Origin of the sequence: Azospirillum baldaniorum, assembly GCF_003119195.2 — a bacterium.
Taxonomy (GTDB): Bacteria; Pseudomonadota; Alphaproteobacteria; order Azospirillales; family Azospirillaceae; genus Azospirillum; species Azospirillum baldaniorum.
In genome coordinates this window covers 1,151,589-1,176,526 of sequence record NZ_CP022254.1, presented here as the reverse complement: position 1 = coordinate 1,176,526, position 24,938 = coordinate 1,151,589, and the positions used below count along the sequence as shown (strand labels likewise).

The 24,938-nt window shown below is 69.9% G+C and carries 24 protein-coding genes; 10 read left to right on the top strand and 14 right to left on the bottom strand.

Translation table 11 applies throughout. From position 1 onward, the window contains the following. Positions 1-2 precede the first annotated feature (2 nt). The gene (locus Sp245p_RS19635; protein ID WP_014197940.1) at positions 3-635 is read right to left on the bottom strand and encodes a chemotaxis protein; all 633 of its coding nucleotides are present in this window, start codon (positions 633-635) and stop codon (positions 3-5) included. A 236-nt stretch (positions 636-871) separates the two neighbouring features. After that, positions 872-2,338 carry a D-alanyl-D-alanine carboxypeptidase/D-alanyl-D-alanine endopeptidase gene (dacB, locus tag Sp245p_RS19630; RefSeq protein WP_014197939.1) on the bottom strand — a complete coding sequence of 489 codons (1,467 nt, stop codon included), beginning with the start codon at positions 2,336-2,338 and terminating at the stop codon, positions 872-874. Positions 2,339-2,649: 311 nt separating this feature from the next. Between dacB and Sp245p_RS19625 the strand changes: the two genes are divergently transcribed. Next, complete coding sequence (locus Sp245p_RS19625; RefSeq protein WP_246119796.1) at positions 2,650-4,371, top strand: FHA domain-containing protein; 1,722 nt, start codon at positions 2,650-2,652, stop codon at positions 4,369-4,371. Here the strand turns inward: Sp245p_RS19625 and Sp245p_RS19620 are convergent. Beyond that, the gene (locus Sp245p_RS19620) at positions 4,361-5,074 is read right to left on the bottom strand and encodes a 4'-phosphopantetheinyl transferase family protein (protein ID WP_014197937.1); all 714 of its coding nucleotides are present in this window, start codon (positions 5,072-5,074) and stop codon (positions 4,361-4,363) included. The two genes, Sp245p_RS19625 and Sp245p_RS19620, sit on opposite strands and share 11 nt — an antisense overlap. A 96-nt stretch (positions 5,075-5,170) precedes the next feature. On the opposite strand from Sp245p_RS19620, the gene Sp245p_RS19615 reads away from it, so the two are divergent. From Sp245p_RS19615 to mnhG, 9 genes are all read left to right on the top strand, one after another. After that, positions 5,171-6,154 carry a phosphoribosylaminoimidazolesuccinocarboxamide synthase gene (locus Sp245p_RS19615; protein WP_014197936.1) on the top strand — a complete coding sequence of 328 codons (984 nt, stop codon included), beginning with the start codon at positions 5,171-5,173 and terminating at the stop codon, positions 6,152-6,154. After that, positions 6,154-7,098: a D-2-hydroxyacid dehydrogenase family protein gene (locus Sp245p_RS19610; protein WP_041812367.1), complete on the top strand. Its 945-nt coding sequence runs from the start codon at positions 6,154-6,156 to the stop codon at positions 7,096-7,098. The genes Sp245p_RS19615 and Sp245p_RS19610 overlap by 1 nt, the downstream gene beginning before the upstream one ends. A 496-nt stretch (positions 7,099-7,594) precedes the next feature. Further along, positions 7,595-8,083, top strand: a complete 489-nt coding sequence (locus tag Sp245p_RS19605) for a PTS sugar transporter subunit IIA (RefSeq protein ID WP_014197934.1) — start codon at positions 7,595-7,597, stop codon at positions 8,081-8,083. Positions 8,084-8,198: 115 nt separating this feature from the next. After that, the gene (locus Sp245p_RS19600) at positions 8,199-11,177 is read left to right on the top strand and encodes a monovalent cation/H+ antiporter subunit A (RefSeq protein WP_109138780.1); all 2,979 of its coding nucleotides are present in this window, start codon (positions 8,199-8,201) and stop codon (positions 11,175-11,177) included. Continuing rightward, positions 11,177-11,521 (top strand): Na+/H+ antiporter subunit C, encoded by a 345-nt coding sequence (locus Sp245p_RS19595; RefSeq protein WP_014197933.1) that lies wholly within the window; start codon positions 11,177-11,179, stop codon positions 11,519-11,521. The genes Sp245p_RS19600 and Sp245p_RS19595 overlap by 1 nt, the downstream gene beginning before the upstream one ends. 8 nt (positions 11,522-11,529) lie before the next feature. Then, complete coding sequence (locus Sp245p_RS19590) at positions 11,530-13,149, top strand: monovalent cation/H+ antiporter subunit D (RefSeq protein ID WP_014197932.1); 1,620 nt, start codon at positions 11,530-11,532, stop codon at positions 13,147-13,149. After that, a complete protein-coding gene (locus tag Sp245p_RS19585) occupies positions 13,146-13,634 on the top strand; it encodes a Na+/H+ antiporter subunit E (protein ID WP_014197931.1) in 489 nt (162 codons plus the stop codon). The genes Sp245p_RS19590 and Sp245p_RS19585 overlap by 4 nt, the downstream gene beginning before the upstream one ends. Next, a complete protein-coding gene (locus Sp245p_RS19580) occupies positions 13,631-13,912 on the top strand; it encodes a K+/H+ antiporter subunit F (protein ID WP_014197930.1) in 282 nt (93 codons plus the stop codon). The genes Sp245p_RS19585 and Sp245p_RS19580 overlap by 4 nt, the downstream gene beginning before the upstream one ends. After that, complete coding sequence (mnhG, locus tag Sp245p_RS19575) at positions 13,909-14,301, top strand: monovalent cation/H(+) antiporter subunit G (protein ID WP_014197929.1); 393 nt, start codon at positions 13,909-13,911, stop codon at positions 14,299-14,301. The genes Sp245p_RS19580 and mnhG overlap by 4 nt, the downstream gene beginning before the upstream one ends. Before the next feature lie 16 nt (positions 14,302-14,317). On the opposite strand, the gene Sp245p_RS19570 is transcribed toward mnhG, so the two are convergent. From Sp245p_RS19570 to Sp245p_RS19525, 11 genes are all read right to left on the bottom strand, one after another. Continuing rightward, a complete protein-coding gene (locus tag Sp245p_RS19570; RefSeq protein ID WP_014197928.1) occupies positions 14,318-14,740 on the bottom strand; it encodes a VOC family protein in 423 nt (140 codons plus the stop codon). 140 nt (positions 14,741-14,880) lie between these two features. Then, positions 14,881-16,053, bottom strand: a complete 1,173-nt coding sequence (locus Sp245p_RS19565; protein WP_014197927.1) for a porin — start codon at positions 16,051-16,053, stop codon at positions 14,881-14,883. 73 nt (positions 16,054-16,126) lie between these two features. Beyond that, entirely contained in the window at positions 16,127-16,954 is an 828-nt protein-coding gene (locus Sp245p_RS19560; protein WP_014197926.1) for a hypothetical protein, read from the bottom strand. Beyond that, entirely contained in the window at positions 16,951-17,376 is a 426-nt protein-coding gene (locus tag Sp245p_RS19555; RefSeq protein ID WP_014197925.1) for an SET domain-containing protein, read from the bottom strand. Before Sp245p_RS19555 ends, Sp245p_RS19560 begins: the two co-directional genes overlap by 4 nt. Positions 17,377-17,400: 24 nt before the next feature. Next, entirely contained in the window at positions 17,401-18,567 is a 1,167-nt protein-coding gene (locus Sp245p_RS19550; protein WP_014197924.1) for an SDR family oxidoreductase, read from the bottom strand. An 82-nt stretch (positions 18,568-18,649) separates the two neighbouring features. Next, positions 18,650-20,314 (bottom strand): ATP-binding cassette domain-containing protein, encoded by a 1,665-nt coding sequence (locus Sp245p_RS19545; RefSeq protein ID WP_014197923.1) that lies wholly within the window; start codon positions 20,312-20,314, stop codon positions 18,650-18,652. A gap of 7 nt (positions 20,315-20,321) precedes the next feature. Then, on the bottom strand, positions 20,322-21,629 hold the full coding sequence (locus tag Sp245p_RS19540; protein WP_014197922.1) for an SPFH domain-containing protein: 1,308 nt from the start codon (positions 21,627-21,629) through the stop codon (positions 20,322-20,324). Position 21,630: 1 nt separating this feature from the next. Next, positions 21,631-23,355 (bottom strand): ATP-binding cassette domain-containing protein, encoded by a 1,725-nt coding sequence (locus Sp245p_RS19535; RefSeq protein WP_014197921.1) that lies wholly within the window; start codon positions 23,353-23,355, stop codon positions 21,631-21,633. A gap of 9 nt (positions 23,356-23,364) precedes the next feature. Then, positions 23,365-24,126 (bottom strand): substrate-binding periplasmic protein, encoded by a 762-nt coding sequence (locus Sp245p_RS19530; protein WP_014197920.1) that lies wholly within the window; start codon positions 24,124-24,126, stop codon positions 23,365-23,367. After that, the gene (locus Sp245p_RS35015) at positions 24,123-24,293 is read right to left on the bottom strand and encodes a hypothetical protein (RefSeq protein WP_014197919.1); all 171 of its coding nucleotides are present in this window, start codon (positions 24,291-24,293) and stop codon (positions 24,123-24,125) included. The genes Sp245p_RS19530 and Sp245p_RS35015 overlap by 4 nt, the downstream gene beginning before the upstream one ends. 42 nt (positions 24,294-24,335) lie before the next feature. Further along, positions 24,336-24,851 (bottom strand): YcjF family protein, encoded by a 516-nt coding sequence (locus tag Sp245p_RS19525; protein ID WP_014197918.1) that lies wholly within the window; start codon positions 24,849-24,851, stop codon positions 24,336-24,338. Between the last annotated feature and the right edge of the window lie 87 nt (positions 24,852-24,938).

Sequence of the window (24,938 nt, the reverse complement as noted above, 5' to 3'; positions counted from 1 at the left end):
GATCAGAACAGTTCCACGTCGCCATCGATCCCGGTCTTGCGCAGCCGGTCCATGAAGGAGGTCTCGGACCGCGCGATGTCGCGCACCGTTTCCTCCCCGATCAGGCGGCGCTGGGTGCGGCCCGAGGTGGGGTAGAAGCGCACCGCGCGGGCCGTCGAGCCGCCGACGTCCCAACTCATCGTCGGGATGCCTTCGGCCGCCAGATACTCCATGACGAACTCGACGTTGCGCTGGCCGATGCCGGCGCTGCGCGGGGCGCCGTTCACGCTGGCCCCGCCGAAGATCTTGGCGCGCAGCCGGTCGCGCCGCCCCGTCGCCGCCAGCAGCCGGTTGATGAGCTGCTCCATGGCCGCGCTGCCGTAGCGGGAGGAGATGGACAGCCGGTCGCCGTTGTGGTCGGGCAGCAGGAAGTGGTTCATCCCGCCGATCGCCGCGACGGGATCGAACAGGCAGGCGGCGATGCAGGAGCCCAGCGTGGTGGTGATGACGACGTTGGGGTCGTCGCTGACCACGCAGCCGCCGACCACGATGTTGACCACCTCCGCACCCAACTGCCGGTCGTGGTAGCGGTTGGCCGCGATGTCCGGTGTGTCGGAACCCTGCTGGAGTCGGCGTGCGCGCGGGGTGATCGGCATCCAGAACCTCGGTGGGACATTCGGTCGCAGTGTACAACCGACCGCCGCCTTTCGCCAAGCGTCGCGGTTGCGGGCGCGATTGCCCCCTCTCCCGCCCCGGGAGAGGGAAGGGGCCCACGCCGCAGGCGTGGGAAGGGTGAGGGTGCCACCAAGGATCATGCTTCAATCCTCGCACGATCCTCACCCGCCCGCTTTCGCGTGCCCCCTCTCCCGGAGCGGGAGAGGGGGGAAGACTCTTACAAACCGGCGATCCACAACTCCAGCAGGTCGGCCTGGAGCTTGCGGGCGCGGGCCAGCCAGGCGCGGGCCTCCGGGGGGATCTCGGCGATGCGGCGGTCCATCGTCCGGTCCATGGCGGCGCGCTGCGCCTCGTCGGTGACGAAGAAGGCGAAGCCGAGCGTGCGCCCGCCCGCCGTCTTCAGCGTTCCGGCCAGCGCCTTGGCGTAGGCCAGCGTGCCTGACTTGGCGCGCACGCCGGGGGGCAGGACCTTGCCCTCGTCCTCGCCGGGCAGAAGGGCCAGAACCGCCGGGCCGGCGCCCTGGATCAGCGCCATGGTCTGGGCCGGGGTGATGCGCGATGCGGCGCTGAGCCCCGAATGGTTGAGCAGCCGCAGCCCCGTCCAGTCGGTGCGCGGGGCCGCCAGCATGGCCGGCGCGGTCAGCACCGCCGCCGACTCTGGCAGCGTCTGCACCGCCGGGTCCAGCCGCCGGGCAGCGGCCAGCCCGATCAGTTCCGCCGACAGGTTGTTGGAGTAGCGCAGGACCTGCCGGGCCAGAACCTCCAGCGGCTCGCTGCGGTGCAGAGCGGCGAGCGTGGCGGTCGGCGGCACCGCGCCGGGGGCCGGGGCGGGCAGGGCGATCCCCGCCTCCACGGCCAGCCGGCGGAACACGTAGGCCGCCGCCAGACCGGGGCGGGTGACCGGAAGCCACAGGCTGGCCGCCATGCCCGGCTGCGGGGCGAAGCGCCAGCGCTCGCCCCCAGGTTCCCCATTGGCCGGTTCGCCATCCATGGCGATGAGCGGGGTGAAGGCGGCCCCGGCCCCGGCGCCGAGCTGCACCGTCACGCTGTCCAGCGGCACGCGCCCCGTGTCGGACACCGACCACGCGCTGACCCGCACCGGCTGCCCGGCGGCGGCGGGGCGCGCCCAGTCGAAGCGGAAGCGGTTGAAGTTGAGCGACAGCGCCCCGACCCCGGTGTTGTAGCCGGCGGTCCAGGGTTGCCCGGCGTCGATCTCCGGCATCTCGGGCAGGGCGGAGGTGTCGTAGAGGAAGCGCCCGGTCACCCGCGTGACGCCCAGCGCGCCGAGGTCGCGCAGCAACTCCGCCAGCCCTTCGCTGGACAGGGACGGGTCGCCGCCGCCCTTCAGGATCAGGTCGCCGTCCAGAACGCCGTCTCCCAGCCGCCCCGTGATGTGCAGCGTGGTTTCGAAGCGGTGGTCCGGCCCCAGCACCGCCAGGGCGGCGGCCATCGCCGGCAGCTTGGCGACCGAGGCCGGGGCGAAGGGCTTGGCCGGCTGCCGCTCCGCCAGGACGGCGCCGCTGTCCGGATCGAACAGCACGTAGCCGACGTCATCGGCGGAAAAGCCGTTGCGGGCGATCGCCGCCCGGTCGTCCGGACCGGTGGCGCCATAGGGGGACGCGCAGGCCGACACCGCGGTGAGGCAGGCCAGCAGGAACAGGATGGAGAAGGTCGGTAGCCGCATGGCGGCCAGTCTAGCGCAAAGCCCCGGCCGGCATCCGCGTCAATCGTTGGCCGGGTCTGGGACGGGCCAGGAATCTTGCTGCGCGGAAAGTCCGCTTACCGTACGATGAAGTCCTCAAAAGACGCCACGCCTCTGGGGAAAGAGCTGAAAAGCCCATGATGTCACGGCGCCGCAGCCTCACGTTCGAAGTGGTCGTCGACCAGGGCGGAAAACCCAACATCGACGGGGTCTTTCCCGACGAGGCCGCGGCCCGGGAACGCGCGGCGTATTTGCTTCGTCTTGCGAAATTTCCGGTTGTCCGGATTTTGAAGGTGAATCAGGCGGGCAAGGAAGAGGTCATCTTCCAGAAGTCCAGCTCCGGCGGTGGCAAGCCGACCACCATCTCCACCATCGACGAGACCGACGTCGGGCCCGCCAGCCTCTGCACCGACGCGCTCCAGCTCTTTTCCTTCGAAAGCCGGATGCTGCTGCTGCGCCTGCTGCGCGGCTATTGGGACGATCAGGCGGTGATCCCGGCCGAGCAGCTCCACCGCTACTACCCGCTGCGCTATTTCGAGCGGGAGGCCCTGCTGTTCAATCCGGCGGTCAGCCGGCTCGCCACCCTTCAGGCGCCGTTGCTGGGGGTGAAGCCGTTCGACCGGCACGACCAGCTCATGCGGCTGTTCACCCGGCTGAAGGAGATGGCGCAGGCGTCGGACACGCTCGCGCCCTTCGACGCGGCGCTGGCCCGCGGCGGGGTGGCCGGCCTGCTGGCGGCGGCGGCGGAGCGCCCGCCGGAGGAGCGCGACCGGCTGGTCACCCACGCCTTCGCCGCGGTGCTGGAGCCGTGCCGCGACTGGCCCGGCAAGGTCAAGGCGCTGCTGCGCTTCCACCGCGAGGACGGGGAGGAGGAGGCGAACCGCCGCCTGCTCGACCAGATGCTGGCGGAAACGGTTGACGGGCGGGAGCCGGTGCGCGCGCTGATCGGCTACGCGCCCGACCTGGGGGCGGCGCTGCAAAGCCTGATCGCGGCGATGCACGGCGACCTCGACGATCGGCTTCCCTTCACCGACGAGCTGCTGGCCCTGTCCAACGCGCTGGGCGGCGGTGGCTTCGACGAGACGCGCAAGGCGCTGCTGCGCCGCATCCAGGGCGGTCTGGCCGGCCTGACCCCGCTGACCCGCACCGGCACCGCCGCGGAGGGCAAGGCCTTCGGCATCATCGTCGACCGGCTGACCAACTTCGACGGCTTCCTGGGCGGCGCCGGCATGGCGGAGGCGCTGACCCGGCGCGCCAAGACGGTGTGGAGTTCCGGCGGTCAGGACGCGTCCTTCGACATGGCGGTGCAGCGTCTGGCCACCCGCCTGCCGGCGCCGGCCCAGCGCATCGGCTATCTGCTGGACCTCGCCACCAGCCCCTTCGGGCGCAACAAGCTCAGTGTCCTGATCCGGCAGGTCGCCACCGAGTTCGAGAGCATCACCTCGGCCCGCGAGCTGGTCGCCCCCGGCGTCAGCACGGACGACGTGCGCAGCGGCCTGGGCCGCCGCCTGCGCGCCGCCGGCATCCCCCGCGCGCTGGCCGAGGGGCTGATCGCCAAGATCGCCGCGATTCCGGACGCCGAACGATCGCTCGGCATCCCCTTGCTGGCCGCCCCTGCCGGGGAGGTCGTGACGCGGGCGACCGAGGAGACGATTCTGATCGACGTGTCGAAGGCGGCGGCGGAGCGGCTGGTCCTGTTCTGGCGCGGCCAGACCCGGGCGATCCCGGAGGACGGAACCCAGCTCGTCATCGGGCGGTCGTCGCAGTGCCAGTTCGTCCTCGACATCGCCTCGGCCTCGCGGCGGCACGCCGCGGTGTCGCGCCAGGACGGCGTCTTCGTGGTGGAGGATCTCAGCCGCAACGGCACCCAGATCGCCGTTCCGGGCGTGGCGGAGCCGCGGCGGCTGAAGGCCGGCGAACCGCTGCCGCTCCCGCCGCGCGGCGAGATCGTCATCGGCTCCACGGAGCTGGGCGAGGAGCCGGCGCGCATCGCCTGGGAAATCGTCAAGCGCTGAACGTTTCATCCAGCGGGCGGAACACGGGGCGCCAGCCGTCGCCGCGCACCGCCAGCGCGCCGACCAGCCCCGGCGCCGGGCGCAGGTCGAACAGCGACCAGTCCGTGGCATCCCCGGCCTCCAGCGCGCCGTCCAGGCTGAGCAGGCGGGCGGGGCGGCCCGGCGTCAGCTCCACCGCGAAGCGGTCGAGCGGCGTGGACAGCCCCTGGCCGGTCGCCTTGATGAAGGCCTCCTTGCGGGTCCAGCTGTTGAGGAACGCCTCGTCCCGCAGCGCGTCGGGCAGGGCGGCGAAGGCGTCGCGCTCCTCCGGCGCGAAGAAGCGCTCGGCGATTCCGGCGGCGTCCGGCAGGCGGCGCAGCCGTTCGATGTCCACGCCCAGCTCCACCGTCGCACAGGGGGCGATGGCGATCAGCACATGATCCTTGCAGTCGGCGAGGTTGAAAGCCGGGCCGCCGGGCAGGGAGGGCTTGCCCATCGGCCCGTAGGCGAAGGCCAGACTCGCCGGGTCGCGGCCCGTCACCCGCCCGAGCAGATGGCGCAGCAGACCGCGCCGCAGCGCGCAGCGGGTGCGCAGCTCCTCCGTCGCGAAACGGGCGGCCCGCGCCGCCTCGTCGGGGGACAGCAGGGCGCGGAACGCCTCCAGCCGGTGCGCCAGCCCGCGCAGGTCGGCATAACAGAGTTGAATTTCTTCCGTTTTCCGCATCGGATGTCCCCATTCCCCGGATTCGGGACTATAACCGCGCTGGCCCCGCGCGGCGATTGCGCTATCATGCGCCTCCCTTTTGCCGGATCTGGAACCATGGTCGATACCGCTCAGCTTGCTCCGCATCTGTCCAACGTCGTCAAGGACGCCGCCATTCCCGAGCTGCCCAACCACTACCGGGGCAAGGTGCGCGAGAATTACGACCTTCCCGACGGGCGGCGCGTCATCATCGCCACCGACCGGCTGTCGGCCTTCGACATCATCCTGACCGCCATCCCCTTCAAGGGTCAGGTGCTGACCCAGATCGCCCGCTACTGGTTCGAGGCGACGAAGGACCTCTGCCCGAACCACGTCCTGGAATACCCGGACCCCAACGTGGTGGTCGCCAAGCGGCTGACCATCATGCCGGTGGAGATCGTGGTCCGCGACTATCTGGCCGGCACCACCGGCACCTCGCTGTGGACGATGTACAAGAAGGGCCGGCGCGAGATGTACGGCCACGTCTTCCCCGACGGGCTGCGCGAGAACCAGAAGCTGCCGGAAACGATCATCACCCCGACCACCAAGGCGTTCGACGCCGGCCATGACGAGGAGCTGACCGCCGCCCAGATCGTGGAGCGCGGGCTGCTGACCCAGGCCCAGTGGGACGAGGTGACGGAGAAGGCGCTGGCCCTGTTCGCCCGCGGGCGCGAGATCGCGGCGGCGCGCGGCCTGATCCTGGTCGACACCAAGTACGAGTTCGGCTTCGACGAGGCCGGCAACATCATCCTCGCCGACGAGATCCACACGCCGGACAGCAGCCGCTACTGGTTCGCCGCCAGCTATCCGGAGCGGTACGAGGCCGGGCAGCGCCCGGAGAGCTTCGACAAGGACTTCGTGCGCAGCTGGGTGACCCAGCGCTGCGACCCCTACAAGGACGCCATCCCGGAAATCCCGGCGGAGGTCGTGCTGGAGGCCGCCCGCATCTACATCGAGGCGTTCGAGACCATCACCGGCCAGACCTTCCAGGTTCCCACGGAAGTCACGCCGGCGGTGGAGCGCATCCGGGCCAATCTGGCGCCCTATTTCGCGAAGCCGTGATGAAGATCGCCATCCTCGACGATTACCAGAACGTCGCGCGCGATCTGGCGGAGTGGCATCGCCTGCCCAACGGCAGCGCGCTGACGGTCTTCGAACGGCCGATCCCGGCGGAGGAGGTGGTGGGCACGCTCGCCCCCTACAGCGTCCTGGTGATCATGCGGGAACGCACGCCGTTCCCCGCGTCGCTGATCGACGCGCTGCCGAACCTGCGGCTTCTCGTCACCACGGGCGGGCGCAACAACGCCATCGACCTTGAGGCCTGCAAGGCCCGCGGCATCACCGTCTGCGGGACCGGCATGGTCGGCACCCCGACGGCGGAGCTGACCTGGGGCCTGATCCTGGCGCTGACCAAGCGCATCCCGCAGGAGGAGCGCGGCCTGCGCGCCGGGCGCTGGCAGGCTGGCCTGACGCAGGGGCTGGCCGGCAAGCGTCTCGGCCTCGTCGGGCTGGGCAAGCTGGGCACCCAGGTGGCGCGGGTCGGCCAGGCCTTCGGGATGGAGGTCGCGGCCTGGAGCCCCAACCTGACCGACGAGCGGGCCGCCGCCGCGGGTGTCGCCCGGCTGGACAAGCGCGACCTGTTCGCCACCTCCGACATCGTCAGCGTCCATCTGGTGCTGGGCGAGCGGACGCGCGGCGTGGTCGGGGCGGACGACATCGACGCGATGAAGCCCTCGGCCTTCTTCGTGAACACGTCGCGCGCCGGTCTGGTGGACGGGGACGCCCTGCTGGCGGCCCTGCACGAGCATCGCATCGCGGGCGCCGGGCTGGACGTCTTCCCCGTGGAGCCGCTGCCGGTGGACAGCCCCTGGCTGGAGGCGCCGAACACGGTGCTGACGCCGCATCTGGGCTATGTCACCCGCGAGAATTACGAGGTCTTCTACCGCGACGCGCTGGACGACATCCTCGCCTGGCACGCCGGCGAGCCGGTGCGGATGCTAGCGTAAGGACGGGACGGCACCGCCCCGCCCTTTCCCCATGGCGCGGGGAAGGGCGGGGCGTCCCCCATGGGCGCAAGCCCTTGATAATTTTCAGGCTTCCGTGTCTTTCCCGGATCGGCCCTCCAGGCGGCAGCGTCTTGCCCCGCCCATCCGTTTTTTCGCCCCCGCAGCACGGATTGTGGGATTACAGCCGCGGCCAAGACGTAGATGGATGGCTACCCCGCCACTTGCGGGGCGCGATTCCATTCCCAAAATGGGTGTGGAGCCTGCGGCAAGGGCGGGAAAGGAACGAGGTGTGTTGCGAAGCGCGGGCCCTGCCGGCGCTGCGTGTCCGTGGGGTGGGGCGGCCACCGGTCCCGGCGGCGATTGGCGTCGTGGGTATTGGCGCTGTGGACAAGGCGTACCGAATTTGATTGGAAGTCTGTTGGTTCACGGCCATCCCGGCACGGACCGCGGACGGTCGGGACAGGAGACGGAAGGTTTGCCACCCATGGAGACAGGAATGAACATCTCGGACCTCTTGTCCGCACACAACGTCATTCTCGATGCAGGGCCGGCCAACAAGGAAACCCTGCTCGATCTTCTCGCCACCGAGGCGTCCAGCCGCATCGGAGCACCCAAGGAGGAGATTCTCAAGGCCCTGCAGGCGCGCGAGCACATCGGCTCCACGGCGCTGGGCAAGGGTGTGGCGCTTCCCCACACGGAGCTGCGCGGGACGGAAAACCCGCTGGTGCTGTTCGCGCGGCTCCGCAAACCCATCGATTTCGAGGCCCGGGACGACGAGCCGGTGGACCTGTTCTTCCTCGTCCTCTGGCCGACCGCGACCCGCAAGGGCCTGCTGCCCGTCATGGGCGAGATCTGCCAAGCCCTGCGCGACCCGCAATCCCTGCGCAAGCTGCGTCAGGCGGAAACGCCCGACGCGGTGGTGCAGCTCGTCCGGCAGGCGCTTCCCCCCAACGCCGAACGGGAGCTTGACGACGACGATTTCTGACCGAGCGATTTCTGGCCGGCGCGGCGAGGGACCACCATCCTTCCTATATTCGTAAAGCCGACAGTTCTCAGCATTTTGGCCCCTCCGATTGCCCGAGACCCCATTGTCACAGACCATGTCCGACGCCCTGTTGCTCCTGGCCGCCACCGGCCTTCCGTTCGTCGGCGCGATCGTCGCCGGGATGCTGCCGACGCACGCGCGCAACACCGCGGCGTGGCTGGCCGGTGCGATCGCGATCATCGGGCTGGGGTTGGTGTGGGCCGCCTACCCGACGGTGGCGGCGGGCGGGGTGATCCGCCATTCGATGGCCTGGATGCCGTCGCTCGGCCTCGACCTCACGTTGCGGATGGACGGCTTCGCCTGGCTGTTCGCCGGGCTGGTGTTCGGGGTCGGCGCGCTCGTCGTGCTGTACGCGCGCTATTACATGTCGGCGGACGACCCGGTCCCGCGCTTCTTCGCGTTTTTGCTGGCCTTCATGGGGTCGATGACGGGGGTGGTGCTCTCCGGCAACCTGATCCAGATCGCCTTCTTCTGGGAGCTGACCAGCCTCTTCTCCTTCCTGCTGATCGGCTACTGGCACCACACGGCGGCGGCGCGCGATGGCGCGCGCATGGCGCTGACCATCACCGCGACGGGCGGATTGTGCCTGTTCGCGGGGGTGCTGCTGCTCGGCCACATCGTCGGCAGCTACAACCTCGACGTCGTTCTGGCCTCGGGCGACAAGATCCGCGAGCACGCGCTCTACCTGCCGACGCTGGTCCTCATCCTGATGGGCGCCCTGACCAAGAGCGCGCAGTTCCCCTTCCATTTCTGGCTGCCGCACGCCATGGCGGCACCCACCCCCGTCTCGGCCTATCTGCATTCGGCGACCCTGGTGAAGGCCGGCGTCTTCCTGATGGCCCGGCTGTGGCCGGTGCTGGCGGGGACGGAGGCCTGGTTCTGGATCGTCGGCAGCGCCGGTCTGGCCACCCTGCTGATCGGCGCCTATGTGGCGATCTTCCAGAACGACCTGAAAGGACTTCTGGCCTATTCGACCATCAGCCATCTCGGGCTGATCACGCTGCTGCTCGGGCTCAACAGCGAACTCGCCATGGTCGCGGCGATCTTCCACATCCTCAACCACGCCGCCTTCAAGGCGTCGCTGTTCATGGCCGCCGGCATCATCGACCATGAGACGGGAACCCGCGACCTCCGGCGCCTGTCCGGCCTGAACCGCTTCATGCCCTTCACGACGCGGCTGGCGATGGTGGCCGCCGCCGCCATGGCCGGCGTGCCGCTGATGAACGGCTTCATCTCGAAGGAGATGTTCTTCGCCGAGACGCTGTCGGCCCAGGCGTCGCTGCCGCTGCTGCTCCACATCCTGCCCTTCGCCGCGATGGTGGCGAGCGCCTTTGCCGTGGCCTATTCGTTGCGCTTCATCCACGGCGCCTTCTTCGGCCCCGACCCGGTCGACCTGCCGCACCTGCCGCACGAGCCGCCGGCCTGGATGCGGCTGCCGGTCGAGATCCTGGCGCTGGCCTGCATCATCATCGGGCTGCTGCCCGCGGCCACCGTGGGGCCGTATCTGAACATGGCGGCCCACGCCGCGCTCGGCGCCGCGACGCCGGAGTACAGCCTGGCGGTCTGGCACGGCTTCAACACGCCGCTGGTGATGAGCCTGCTCGCCCTGGCGGCCGGCGTGACGCTCTACTTCCTGCTGCAGCCGCTGTTCCGGAACAACATCGAGGGCCCGCCCTTCATCAGCCGCCTGGAAGGCCGCCGCATGTTCGAGCGGAGCATGGTCTTCCTGTCCTGGCGCCTCGCCCGGACGCTGGAAGGCCTGCTGGGCACCCGGCGCCTGCAGCCCCAGCTGCGGCTGGTCGTCTGCGTCGCCATCCTGGCCGCGGGCTGGGCGGTCTACCGGCGCGGGCTCGGCCCCGGCAATCTGGTGCCGCAGGGCATCGACCCCGTGCTCGCCCTGATCTGGGCGATCGGCGCGGCCTGCGCCCTGGGGGCGGCGTGGCAGGCCAAGTTCCACCGCCTCGCCGCGCTGATCCTGCTCGGCGGCACCGGTCTGGTCACCTGCGTCACCTTCGTCTGGTTCTCCGCCCCCGACCTCGCGCTGACCCAGCTGCTGGTCGAGATCGTCACCACGATCCTGCTGCTGCTCGGCCTGCGCTGGCTGCCTAAGCGGCTTCCCGGCACCGGCACGTCGGAAGTGATGCGGACGGGCCGCCGCCTGCGCGACCTCGCCATCGCCATCACCGCCGGGCTCGGCATGGCCGGGCTGGCCTTCGGCGTGATGACCCGCTTCCCGCCGGAAATCCTCGCGCAGCATTTCCTGGAGCGCGCCTACACCGAGGGCGGTGGCACCAACGTCGTCAACGTGATCCTGGTCGACTTCCGCGGATTCGACACGCTGGGCGAGATCGCCGTGCTGGGCGTGGTGGCGCTGACCGCCTACGCGCTGCTGCGCCGCTTCCGCCCGGCCCCCGACAGCGTGGACGTGCCGGAGCAGCAGCGCGACCAGAGCGCCTACGACATCGCCCGGCCCGAGCGGCGGGAGGGCGACACGGTGGCCGACTGGCTGCTGGTTCCGTCGGTGATCGCGCGTCTGCTGTTCCCGGTGGTCGGCATGGTCGCGCTGTTCCTGCTGCTGCGCGGCCACGACCTGCCCGGCGGCGGCTTCGCCGCGGGGCTGATGGGCTCGATCGCGATGATCCTGCAATACATGCTGGGCGGCACGCAGTGGGTGGAGGCGCGGCTGCGCGTGCTGCCGCTGCGCTGGATGGGCCTCGGGTTGTTGCTGGCCGCCGGCACGGGCCTGGGTGCCCTGCTGTTCGGGCGGCCCTTCCTGACCACCTATTTCGCCTACGCGGACCTGCCGCTCATCGGGGAGATTCCGACGGCGAGCGCTCTGCTGTTCGACATCGGCGTGTTCGCTCTGGTCATCGGCGCCACCATGCTGACCCTGATCGCGCTGGCCCGCCAGTCGGTCCGCGGCCATCGCGCCGCGGCGCCGCGCGCACCGGCGGCGAGCGCCCCCGCGGCGCCCGCTCCGGTCGCGACCACTGCCCCGACCGGCGCCCCGACCGCCGCAACCGGAGACGACTGATGGAACTTATCCTCGCCCTTGGGATCGGGGTGCTGACGGGCTCCGGCGTCTGGCTGCTGCTGCGTCCCCGCACCTTCCAGGTCATCATCGGCCTGTCGCTGCTCTCCTACGCCGTCAACCTTTTCATCTTCTCGACCGGCGGCCTGCGCACGGGGGCGGCCCCGGTGCTGGAGCGCGGCATGGCCGGCAGCCTCGCCACCCACGCCGACCCGGTGCCGCAGGCCCTGGTCCTCACGGCCATCGTCATCAGCTTCGCGACGACGGCGCTGTTCCTCGTCCTGCTCCTCGCCGCGCGAGGCCTGACGGGAACCGACCATGTGGATGGTAAGGAGAAGTCCCGGTGAACGGGTGGATGGATCATCTGGTGATCGCGCCGATCGTCATCCCGCTGCTGGTCGGCGCGCTGTTGATGCTGATCGACGAGCGGCGGCGGGCGCTGAAGGCCACGCTCGGCGTGGCGTCGGCGTCGGCGCTGCTGGCGCTGGCGGTGCTGCTGCTCTATCTGACGGACCACACCGCCACCGGGGCGGACGCCACCGTGCGCGTCTACCGGCTGGGCGACTGGCCGTCGCTGTTCGGCATCGTCCTGGTGCTCGACCGGCTGTCGGCGATGATGCTGGTGCTGACCGGCATCCTGGGGCTGTCCGCCCTGGTCTTCGCGCTGGCGCGCTGGCAGAAGGCGGGGGCGCATTTCCATTCGCTGTTCCAGTTCCAGCTGATGGGTCTGAACGGCGCCTTCCTGACCGGCGATCTGTTCAACCTCTTCGTCTTCTTCGAGATCATGCTGGCCGCCTCCTACGGGCTGGCGCTGCACGGCTCCGGCCTCGCCCGCGTCCGCGCCGGGCTGCATTACATCGCCATCAATCTGGCGGCGTCCCTGCTCTTCCTGATCGGGGTGAGCATGATCTATGGCGTGTCCGGCACGCTGAACATGGCCGAGCTGGCCGTGCGCATCGCCGGGGTCGCGCCGGAGGACCGTGGGCTGCTGGAGGCCGGGGCGGCGATCCTCGGCGTCGCCTTCCTGATCAAGGCGGGCATGTGGCCGCTGGGCTTCTGGCTGCCGAACACCTACACAACGGTCGGTGCGCCGTCCGCGGCGATCATCTCGATCCTCAGCAAGGTCGGCATCTACGCCATCATCCGAATCTGGCTGCTGGTCTTCGGCGACAGCGCCGGCACCTCGGCGGGGTTCGGCGGGCACTGGCTGCTGATCGGCGGGGTCCTGACCATCGCCTTCGGCTCCATCGCGGTGCTGGCGACGCAGAATCTGGCGCGGCTGGCCGGGGGCAGCGTGCTGGTGTCCTCCGGCACGCTGCTGGCCGCCGTCGGCGCCGGGCAGGTGGCGGTGACCGGCGGCGCGCTGTTCTACATGACCAGCTCCGTCCTGGCGATCGCCGGGCTGTTCCTGCTGATCGAACTGGTCGAGCGCGGCCGCATGGTCGGCGCCGACGTGCTGGCCGTGACGCGCGAGGCCTTCGGCGAGGGCGAGGACGAGGAGTCGGACGACGACGACGCCATCGGCGTGTCGATCCCGGCGATCATGGCGATCCTCGGCATCGCCTTCATGGCCTGCGCGCTGCTTCTCGCCGGTCTGCCGCCGCTGTCCGGCTTCCTCGCCAAGTTCGCCATCCTGGCGCCGATGTTGGCGCAGGGGGCGGAGGGGCTTCCCTTCACCACCTGGGCGCTGATGGCGGCGCTGATCCTGTCCGGTCTGGCGACGGTGGTCGCGATGAGCCGCACCGGCATCGACGTCTTCTGGGCGTCGCCCGCGGGCGACCTGCCGCGCGTGCGCCTCGTCGAACTCGGTCCGGTGATGATGCTCCTGGCGCTCTGTGTGGCGCTGACCGTCCAGGCCGGTCCGGTGATGCGCTACATGGAGGACACCGCCCGCTCGCTTCACGGACCGGAACGCTACGTCCAGGGGGTGATGACCACCGCGGCGCCCGGAACCGGCAAGGGGGTCGCGCCATGAAGCGCTGGTGGCCGTACCCGCTGCTGACCGCCGCGCTCGTGGCGATGTGGCTGCTGCTGACCGAGAGCGTGGCGCTGGGCTCCATCCTGATGGGGGGCATCCTGGCGACCGTCGCGCTCTGGGGCTTCGCGGCGCTCGACCCGCCGGGCGGACGGCTGAAGCGGCCGCGCGCCGTCTTCGCGCTCGCCGCGCTGGTGATGGCCGACATCGCCCGCTCCAACCTCGCGGTCGTCAAGATCATCCTCAACCCGCGGAAGACGGAGCGGGTGTCCGGCTTCCTCCACATCCCGCTCGACATGCGGGCGCCCTACGGTCTGGCGACGCTGGCCTGCATCATCACGGCGACGCCGGGGACGATCTGGGTGGAGTACAATTCCGCGAACAACACCATCCTTCTCCACATCCTCGATCTGGTCGACGAGAGCACCTGGATCGACACCATCAAGGGACGGTACGAGAAGCGGCTGATGGAGATCTTCGAATGACCGCCACGCTGCTGCTCTGGTCGATCTTCCTGGCGCAGATCCTGCTGGTCGCCGCCATGGCCTGCGCGACCATCCGCGTGCTGCGCGGTCCGCGGGCGCAGGACCGGGTGCTCGGGCTCGACACGCTGTACGTCAACGCCACGATGCTGCTGCTGACCTTCGGCATCCGCACCGGCAGCACGCTCTATTTCGAGGCGGCGCTGATCATCGCGCTGCTCGGCTTCGTCGCGACGGCGGCGCTGGCGAAGTTCCTCATGCGCGGAGAGGTGATCGAATGACGCATCTGGCCGACCTGCCGGTCTGGGCGGCGATCCCGGTGGCGCTGCTGCTCCTGCTCGGCGCCTCGCTGGCGCTGATCGGGTCCATCGGGTTCGTGCGGTTGCGCAGCTTCTACGAGCGCGTCCACGCCCCGACGCTGGGCACCACCATGGGCATCGGCTCCGTGCTGCTGGCCTCGATGCTGTGCTTCACCGTGCTGCAGTCGCGGCTGGTTCTGCACGAGATCCTGATCGCCGTCTTCATGATCGTGACCACGCCGATCACGCTGATGCTGCTCGCCCGCGCCGCCCTCTACCGCGACCGCAGCGAGGGCAGCGACGACGTGCCAGCGGCCCCACCGGCGCAGACGACGGCACCCTCGGCCACGGACGCCGCCCCGCCGGTGTAGGCCCTGCCTCGGTGCGTCAGGTCGCCTCGACCTGGGCGAACATGCCGGATTCGTCGGTGAAGCTCTTGAACTCCAGCCCGTTGCCGGAGGGGTCGAGGATGAAGAAGGTCCCCTGCTCCGACGGCTTGCCAGGGTAGCGGATCTGCGGCTCCAGAAGGAAGGTCGCGCCGGCGGCCTCCAGCCGCTCCCTCAGCGCGTCCCAGACGGGGCGCGGCAGCACCGCCCCGAAATGATGCAGCGGCACCGACTTGCCGTCGACCATGCTGGTCTCGGTCGAGCGCGGCTCGGACGAGTGGTGGGCGGAAATCTGGTTGCCGAAGAAGTCGAAATCGATCCACCGCTCGGTGGAGCGCCCTTCGCGGCAGCCCAGGACATCGACGTAGAAACGGCGGGTTTCCTCGATGTCCCGGATGGGAAAGGCGAGATGAAACGCGAACACCGGCGCACCCTTCTGACGTTGGTTCGGACGGCCAGGGTAGACCGCGCTCCGTGGTGCCAACAAACGATTTAAGCGAAGGTCGATGGCGCGAAAACGCTGCGGCCCCTGGAGCTTTCCAAAGGCCGCAGCGGTCAGCGTGATCAGAAGGCCAGACGAGTGTCGAGCATCACGATGTGCGCGCGGTCCTTCAGGTCGCTGCCATCCGGGCGGGCCGCCTGCAGGGCGGACTGTACGTAGTCGTACTCCAGACCGGCGGTAAAGCCGGGGGCGACGGTCCAGGTGACGCCGCCCTGCCAGATGTCCGCCTTGCTCGGCGTGGACATGGTCGCGCTGTCGTTGCCCAGCGCCCGCAGGTAGTTGGCGGCGAACAGCAGCGGTCCGGCGCTGTACTGCGCGCCGAAGATCCAGTTCTGCTGCGCCCGCGTCTGGGCGAGGCCCTCGGCATAGCCGCTGTCGCCGCTGTAGGCGTAGCTGGCGCCGACCTTCACCGGACCGTAGCCGACGTTGGCCCCGACATGGACGGAGTTCAGGTCCTCGAAGGACTGGCTGACGACGCCGTCGGTCTGGCGCACCGCCTTGCCGGTCGCGTAGAAGGCGCTGCCCTCGATGCTGAAATCGCCGACCGCGGTCTGGAAAGCGCCGCCGACCTCGACCACGTCGCGGAAGGACAGCAGGTCACCCAGCGCGTCGGTCGTGCGGCGGTTGACCGAGGTGTTGGAGTCGCCGCTGCGCGGCATGTAGGACACCGCCGCCGACAGGCCGCCGAAGCTCGGCGTGATGTAGACCAGCTTGGTGCCGGTGTCGTAGGCGATCAGCGTGCGCAGGCTGGTGGCGGCCAGCGGCAGGGCGCCGAAGGTCGAGGAGCCGTTGAGGAACAGGATGCCGTTGCTGTCCGGGCTGCCGGCCACGCCTTCGACGTTCGGGCCGATCATCCCGTATTCGTCCGACAGGCCGTTGATGACGCCGGCCTGGATCGTGCCGAAGGCGCCGTTGGCGAAGAGGAAGGCGCGGTCGTTCTCGATGTTGCGGGTCGAGACGGTGGGATCGCCGTTGCCCGCCACGATGCGCAGCCGCGCGCCGTAGGTCAGGCCGTTGTCGGCGGTCGCCGTCGGGGTGACGACCAGACGGTAGCGGTTGGCGAACTCGCGCGGGCGCAGGCCCTCGTCCTGCTGCTGGCGGATGTAGGCGCCCTGGAAATAGGCGTCGCCGCCGAGGATCAGGTCGAAGCTCGGCTCGGCCAGGGCCGGAACCGACGTCAGGGCGGCGAAGGCGGTGCCGGCGAGAGCGGCGGCGCGAAGGGACAAGGTGTTCATGGGCGTCGTCATTCCAGGGTCGAGGCTTGCGGAAATGGTGTCGTGTTGTCCCCTCTCCCCTCTGGGGAGAGGGTTAGGGTGAGGGGGTTGCGCGTGTCGGACCGTTCGGCAGAAGCACAACCCCCTCACCGGCCCTTCGGGCCACCCTCTCCCCAGAGGGGAGAGGGCTAGTGCAGAACCAGCGGCGGCCGAAGGCGGTGAGGTTGTCGTCCTGCAGCCGGGCGAGGCAGAGGATCTCCACGCTGTCGGCCCAGCGCGGGTTGATGCGGCGGAACTGGGCGACCGCCGGGCTGTCCAGCTTGGCTTCGCTGATGGCGCGGGCCTCCTCGGTCAGGCCGTAGCCCTGCCACTGCCAATCCACGGTTCCGGTCTCGGCGTCGTAGTACTGGGCGAAGCACTCCCGCCCGATGTGGTCGCGGAACGCCCGGTCGAGGTCGTCCGGAGGCTGGTCCGGGTGCGGCGTGTGGCGGACGAACAGCATCGGCATGTAGCGGTAGGAGCGGTAGCCGACCGCGCTGTAGCTCCAGTACCACAGCCGCCCCGAACGGTCGGCGCGGGCGCGAGCGACCATCTCGGCGACCATCGAGCGCACCAACTCGTTCGACCCCCAGAAGCGGCGCTCCAGGATGCAATGGGCGGTGTGAAAGGCGCCAACGGCGGTGCCGCCGATCTCCGTCGCCTGCCGGTAGACGGTGGCGAAGCCGACCAGCTCCCCGGTCGCGGCGTCCTCCTGGAGCACGCAGTGGTCGAGGTCTTCCAGCTCCTCGTTGAAATAGTCCTCGCCGTAGCCTTCGAACCAGACGCTGAGCAGGGCGAACATCGCCGCCCGGCGCTCCGGCGTCAGGGCCGCCGGTGCGACGAAGCTGGTCCGCAGGGGAGGACGCGCCGCGGGCGTGGTCATTCCCTTGCTCCGGCCCCTGCTCCGGTCAGATAGAGCGCCGCCCCGGCCTCGCGCACGTCGGCGCAGATGTCCTCATAGTTGCAGGTGATCTCCTCCCCGGCGGCGATGTTGCGGCGGGCGACGAAGCGCCGCCAGTCGCCGGGATCGGCCCGCCCAATGGACGGACCATCGGCGTGGTTGAGGAACCGGGCGTCGTCCCCCGGCAGAAGGACGCCGACCCCCTCGATCACGCAGCCGTGGAAGTCGATCAGCCGGGCGACCTGCGGAAACTCCGCCAGCACGGCGTCGTCGGGCTCCAGCAGGCGGTCGATGCGGGCGTCGAACGCCCACACCGGCGTGCCGGCGGCGACCGCCTCCTCGGCGAAGAGCCCCAGCCCGTGGATCGGACTGGAGGCGAGGCGGGTGGCGATGAGGAGCGGCATGGCATCCTTCTCCGGCGATGAGGCTCAGGCGGCGGCGGTGGCCGGCGACCCGGCCGGGGCCAGCGACTCGTCGAACTCGAAGCTGGCGGCGTCGTCGACGAACTGCTCGGCGATGGTCGTGCCGGGGTTGGTCAGGCAGACGCCGATGTAGTCGGCGAAGCGCGGCGGCGGGGTGAAGCCCTCGGCCAGCAGGCGGCTGTTGTCGAAGGCGATGTCCTGCGCGGTGAAGCGGTGGTACTTGCGCCCGCCGGCCATCATCGTCCGGTGCAGGATGTCGCGCTGCGGGAAGGCCAGGCGGAAGGCGCGGTCGAAGGGCTTCCAGCCTTCCGGACCCTTCGGGTCAAAGAAGCTGTAGGGGCGGGTGCCCTCATGGCCGTGCGCGGCGAAGGCGGCCTGGAAGTCGCTCCACAGGGTCCGGCTGCCGAGGCCGGCGGAGATGTGGTAGAGGTTGTGCTTCAGCTCCGGCTTGCGCAGCAGGTCGTGCAGCCGGGCCGAGGCCCAGTCCACCGGAACGATGTCGATGAAGCCGTCCGGCGAGCAGGGCAGGACGCCGGTGCGGTCGACCAGCCGGAAGAACCAGAAGATGCTGGCGCTCGGGCGGACGCCCATCGCGGTGTGGCCGACGACGATGGACGGGCGGCAGACGACGATCGGCAGGTCGGGGAAACCGGCGGCGAGGGCGCGTTCCGCCGCCGCCTTGCTGCGGGTGTATTCGACGATGTGCGGCGTGTCGTGGCCAGGGGCGGGAGCCTCCGAGACCATCTCCAGCCACGGCGTCTCGCCGCAGCAGAAGGCGGTGCCGATGTGCAGGAAGCGCTGGAGATGCTTCATGCGGCGGGCGCGGGCGGCCAGTGCCAGCGTGCCGTCGACGTTGATCTGCCAGACCGAATGGCGGCTGTCGAAGGAGGTGTCGGCGGCGACGTGGACGATGTGGGTCACCGCGTCCAGCCGCGGGTCGGTGCTGGTCGCCAGCGACTGCAGGTCGCCCGGAATGATCTGGCAGAGATCGGCGTAGGCCTGGGCCGTGGCGCGGTCGACGCAGCGCATCAGGTTGGTGGCGAGACGGGCGCGGCAGGCGGCCTCGTCGGCGCCGCGGATCAGCAGCAGGCAGTCCGCCGCGGTCCCGTTCTTGACGGCGTCGAGGTAGAAGGAACCACCGAGAAAGCCGGTGCCGCCGGTGAGAAGGATCATGGTGTGCCTCGGTCTCGCGTCTGGGGGAGGGGAGGGTTCGGTTGGTGGCTCCGATCCGCTGGCCCCGATCCGCTGGTCTGGATCAGGCGGGCAGCAGGTCGGGGGCCGGAAGGGCGGGGGTGTCGAGCCGGCGGATACCGCCCTGCTCCACCTGGATCTGCACGTCGGCGGCGTCGAAATACGCGTCGTCGTGGGTCACGGCGATCACGGTGATGCCGCGCGCCTTCATCCAGGGAATGATCTCGCGGTAGAATTTCCGCCGGAAATAGGGGGACTGGTCGGCGGCCCATTCGTCGAGCACCAGCACGGGCTTGCGCTCCAACAGGGCGGCGGCCAGCGCGAGGCGCTTCTTCTGCCCCTGCGACAGGTCCACCGTCGTGAAGGCGCGGTCCTCGACCGCCACCTTGTCGGACATCTCCAGCAGGTCGAGCAGCTCGTCGGCGAAGCCGTCCTCCAGCGACACCGCGCCGTAGAGCTGGCGGGTGACGTGGTTGTCGGAGAAGACGACGGAGAACAGATCGCGGTAGGAGCCCAGCGTGTCCGCCGTCACCACCGCGCCGTCCACCGTCAGGCTGCCGCGCTGCGCCGGGTAGAGGCCGAGCAGCAGGTGGATCAGCGTGCTCTTGCCGGCGCCGTTGTGGCCGGTGACGAAGACGACGTCGCCGCGCTCCACCGACAGGTCGATGGGACCGACGGTGAAGGAGCCGGTGCCGTCGCGCCCGGGGTGGCGGTAGGACGCGCCGTCGAGCGCGATGGTGGCGAAGTCGGCGAAGCCGGTCGGCGGCGCGTCCTTGGCCCGGCGTTGGGCGGGGCGGGGCGGCGCCTTCAGCTCCGCCTCCACCGCCAGATAGGAGCGGGCGGCGGTCTCGGCGCTGATGTAGGAGGGGTAGGAGGCGACGATGGTGATGACCGGGTAGGCGATGAAGGCGGCGGCGTGGCCGGCCAGCACGACGGTCGTGATGTCGGTGCTGGACACCGCCGGCAGCAGGAAGATGATCCCGGCCAGCGCCGCGTAGTAGGTCAGCTCGCTCAGCGTGAAGTAGTGGCTGTACTCGGCGCCGAAGCGGTGGCGCTCCGTCCGCAGCGCCTCGGCGCAGGCGGTGGCGTCGGACAGCGCGTTGGCGGCGCGGCGGCGGTTCAGCTTGCACTCGCGCAGGGTCTGCAGGATGTGGTCCGACCGTTCCGACAGCGCGCCCTCGGCCTCGTGGATCGTCTCCGACAGCCGCTCCAGCCGCAGGACCGAGCGGGTGATCAGGATGCCGCCGACCGTCAGGAAGGCCAGCACGATCAGCACCGCGGCGTTCGACAGGGTGGCGAGGTAGAGCAGGCAGAGGATGATCGCCGCGACCGACTGGAAGCTGATGACCAGCGTCGGCACCGCCTGGGCGAGGAGCTGAAGCTCCGGCCCGGCGACCTGGGCGAGGCGGGAGGAGCCGACCGCCATGGCGTCGGGCAGGTCGGCGGCCACCGCGCGGCGCAGCAGGTCGACGCGCAGGATCGCCAGCGCCGCCTGCATCCGCTTGGACGCCGCGCTCATCATCCAGCCCTGCGCGAACCGCCAGGAGAAGGCGGACAGCAGGAAGATGAACAGCAGACGCTGCAACCCCTCCGGATCGTCCATGATGACCAGCGCGCTGTTCAGCGAGGTCAGCAGGGCGAGGTTGAGGGCCGCCGCCAGCACCGCCAGCAGCATCAGCGGCTGCATGTTGCGCAGGGCGTCGCGTCTCAGGATGCGCCAGAGATCCATCGCCGGCTCACTTGGACTGGATGAGGTCGAGCAGGCGGGACGGCGACATGGTCGACAGGATGGGGGCCGCGGCGGCCTTTCCGTCCTTGGCCGGTCCGCTGGCGGCGCCCGCCGGCTCGGGCTTGACGCCGGGAACCGGCGCGGTCGGCGGGCGGTGGGCGGTGGGTTCGGCCCCGGCGGTGTTCAGGCTGGGCATCTGGGCGACCGGCACCTGTCCGGGGGTGCCCTCGCCGCTCAGCGAGGGGAGCTGCGCGGCGGGCGGCACCGGCAGGCCGCTCGGCATGGTGACCGTCGCGGCCCCCGCCTGTGGCGCGCCGGGGGCGGGGGCGCCCGGCATCGGGAGGGTGGCGCCCCCGCCGGAAGCGGCGTCGAGGATCAGCGGCAGCCCGCCGCTGGCGGCGTTGCCGATGACGACGATCTTGGCGTTGGGCGAATGGGCCAGCTCCAGCGTCGCCTCGATGCCGCGCCAGCGCAGGTAGTTCTCGGTCAGGTTGGCCTGGACCGTCTCCTGGAAGGCGCGGATGCCCTGGCCTTCGAGCTGCTTGCGCTGGCTCTCGAACAGCTCGCGCTGCAGGCGGAACTGGTATTCCTGGGCGGCCTGGTCCTGCTGGATCTTGCGCTCGATCGACACCATGATCGCTTCGGGCAGCGAGACGTTGCGGATCAGGATGTCCTGGATCAGCAGGTAGCCGGTCTTGGTCCGCCCGTCCGGCTTCGGCGTGTCCTCGGCCCCGATGATCTGGGCGTACATCACGCGGTCGGCGACCTGCTCGAAGGTCTCGGTCTGAACGCGCAGGCGGCGATGGGCGTAGAGCTCGTCGGCCTTGAAGCGCGACACGATCTCGCGCGAGACCGACCCGACCTCCGGCACCAGCAGCACTTCCAGATAGTTCGGCCCGACATTCTTGTGCAGGGCGGCCAGCATCTCCGCGTAGGGGCGGTAGCGCACCGTGATCTCGATGCTGACGTTCAGGCCGTCGTTGGCGATCGCCGAGTAGGAGCGGGTGTCCTCCTGCAGGCGCAGGTCGTAGACCTCGATCTTGTCCCAGGGGAAGATGACGTGCACGCCCTCGGCCAGGGCCGGAGCCATCTGGGTGCCCTGGTGGAAACGCTTCCACAGCACGCCGCCGTGGCCGGCGGGGATGAAGACGACGATCGACGGCGCGAAGTAGAGGAAGATCAGGATGCCGACCAGCAGCGTGCACAGCAGCGACCGGCGGTGCTCCTCGTACCAGTTGCCGAGCAGCGCGCGCAGGCGCGACTTCGGCTGCGGCGTCGCGTCGGCGTCGTCGTAGGTGAAGGCCTGGTCAGCCATGTCACGCGGTCTCCTGGAGCAAAGCCGTGGCGGGGCGGGACGCGGCCTTGTCGGCCGGCGTGTCCATCTGCCCGTTTGTCATTTGGCCGTTGGTCATGTGAATGGTGACGTCGCAGACCGACGAGGCGTTGCCGTCGTGCGACACGAAGATCACCGTGCGGCCGAGCGCCCGCAGCTTGCCGATGATCTCGTTGGTGAAGCGGGTGCGGAACTCGGCGTCCTGGTCGGACGTCCATTCGTCGAGGATGATGATCGGACGCCCCTCCGCGACCGCGACGGCCAGGGCGACGCGGCGGCGTTGGCCCTTGGAGAGGTCGCGGTTCAGCAGGCCGTCGCCGGTCTCCGGAACCAGATGGTCGATCTTCAGATAGGCCAGCATCTCGCGGAACAGCTCCGCGTCGAAGGTCGGCCCCTGCGGCAGGCGGGTGAACAGGTGGTGGTCCTGGAACACCGCGCAGAACAAGTCGCGGTAGGACTCCAGCCGGTCGCCCTCCACCGCCTGCCCGTCGAGCAGCACCTGACCCTCGTCCGGGCGGAACAGCAGCGGGATGACGCGCAGCAAGGTGGACTTGCCCGACCCGTTGGCGCCGACGATGCCGACGACGCTGCCCGCCGGGATGGTCATGTCGATGGGACCGATCACGAAGGGCTCGGGCCGCAGCCCGGCGCGGTAGGCGAAGCGCACGCCGCGCAGTTCGATGGCGGAGAAGCGGCGCGGCGCGCGGGCCAGCTTTGACGGCGCGTACTCCGCCGCCGGCATGGCGGCGAGGAGGGTGGTGAGCTGGTTCGCCGCATCCTCCGCCGCGATGTAGTCGGGCACGGCGTTGAGGAACTTCGACAGCGGCCGGGCGAGGAACAGGATGACCGAGGTCACCAGCGGAAGCTCCGCCGCCGACAGCGCGCCCATGCGCGGGAAGATGAAGACGAAGACCGCGGAGAAGCCGATGACGATGGTGGCGATCCAGGAGAACAGCTCGCCCAGATTGCGCCCGTGGCGCCGCTTCAGGTCCTCCCATTGGGCGACGTCGGCCTCGACCGCCTGGGCCAGCTCGTCGCGCCGCGCCTTGCCCAGCTTGATCTCGGCGTTGCCGCCGACGATCTCGGAGAAGCCCTGGAGCATCCGCACCTCGGACTCCTTGGCTTGACCCAGCAGGGCGCGGGTCCGCTGCGCCTCGCGCACGTACCAGCCGCCGATCATCGCGCCGGCCACCAGAAGCAGCGTGGCGCCCACCGTGGTCAGCGTCCACAGGTAGAGGTAGGCCACGACCGCCACCAGCATCATGTTGGCGGCGATCGACAGGTTGGGCAGCAGCGCCGCGATGCGCTCCAGATGGTGGTTGCCGAGGTCGAAGGAGCGCCGGGCCTGCATGTCGAGGATGTCGGCGTGGTTGCCCAGCGTGACGGTCTGCAGGAAGCGCCGCCGCACCCCGGCCAGCGCGCTGAAGCCGGTGGTCAGCACCAGCCCGACGAAGCGCTTGCTGAAGGCGTAGGAGACCAGCAGCGCCAGGCAGAAGATCAGGAAGGGCGTGTCCAGCACCTCGCCGCGCATCCAGCCGTTCAGCTCGGCGCTGAGGCTCATCAGGCTGATGAGGTTAGCGGCGGCGGCGACGCAGCCGGTCACCACCAGCCGGGTCAGGATCTCACGGTCGGCCAGCCCGATCAGGGGCAGCAGGGCCGAGACGGGCCGGCTGGGGGCGACGCGCTTGCTTGTCTTGCTCTTGCTCATCGGTCCGCCTCACTCCGCCAGCCAGGAGTCGAGGATGCGGGTGATCGTGCCGTTGTCGCGCAGCTTGACGAAGGCGGCCTGCAACCGCTCGGCCTTCTCCTTGCGCGCCTTGGGCATGGCGATGTAGCGGGGGATCAGGCCGAGCGGCTTGGGCAGGACGCGCACGTCCTTCAGACGCCCGTCCTGCTTGGCCATGTGGTTCAGCACATGCAGGTCGCCGACGATCACGTCCACCCGGCCCAGGATCAGGCGGCGGAAGTTGACCACGTTGCTGCTCGACGGGACCTTTTCCAGATAGGTCGCGGCGTCGAAGTCCGGCGCGTAGGCGAAGCCGTCGACCACGCCGATGCGGTAGGGGGTCAGGTCCTCCAGCCGCTCGAAGGCGATGGGGGAGTCCTTGCGCACCATGAAGACGGTCGTGCCGGTGCGGAACGGGCCGATCATGTTGTACTGCGCGAAACGGGCGGGCGAGGCGATGAACTGGAACCCGACGTCGGCGGTGTTCTCGTCCATCGACCGGACGACCTCGGTCCAGGACAGCGGCCGGTGGACCGGGGTGATGGTCAGTTCCTTCAGCAGGGCGACGACGATCTCGGTGTCGATCCCCGTGCGGGTGCCGTTGAAGGAGTAGTTGTAGGGCGGGAAATGGTCTTCCGACGCGATGGTCCAGTATTCGGCGCGCGCCGGAAGGGTCGCGGCGAGCAGCGCCAGCAGGACCGGCAGCAGGAGCCGCAGGGCCGGGCGGAGGATGGACGCCGTCGCCGCCGTCATGCCTTCGCCCGCTTCTTGCCGCGGGTGGTCAGCAGGATCATCACGAGAAGGGCGCCGGGCGGGGTCAGAACCACCGCCAGGAAGGCGTAAAGCAGGAAGCCGCCGCGGCGGCCGATCCCCAGAAACCCGACCAGCAGGCAGAGACCGATGTAGATCAGCTCGAACACGGCGATGCTTCCTTCTTTGCCCGGCGCCCCGGCCTCGTGCCCTTAGCCGGCCTTCTGGACCGGCTGCTCTTCCATCTGCGGCGCCGCGGCGGGGGCCTCGCCGGCCTCGTTCTTGGCGGCGTCGTTCCGGGCGGCCTCGAACTCCTTGCGGAAATGCTCGCGCATCGTCTCGACGTCGAAGTCCAGCAGCGTGCCGCCGGTCTCGAAGTGCTGCGCGAACACGCGGCCGAGCGCCTGGGTGGCGGCCAGCGACAGGGCCGGCATGACGGCGACGCCCAGGGCGGTGCCGATGAACGGGACAGCCTTCACGGCGGAGCCGAGCACGCTGGAGCTGAGCGCGCCGGGCATGACGCCGCCCATCAGCGCGCCGATGATCGCGCGGGTGCGCTCCTGCGCGAACTCGATCTCATAGAGCTTGGCGAGCTTATGGATCAGGTTGAGCTGGGCCACGCTGACCGCGGCGACGTCCGCGCCGGGAACGGGGATGAGTCCGAAGGCACCCGAGGCGTAGCTGTGATACTTGATCAGTTCCTGGGCGCGCTTCTTGCGGTCTACCATGATCCGAAACCTTTCGAGGGACAGGTGAGGTTGATTCCAGGTGGAAACGATAAGCTCAGACACACGTCTTAGGACGTTATGCGTCGC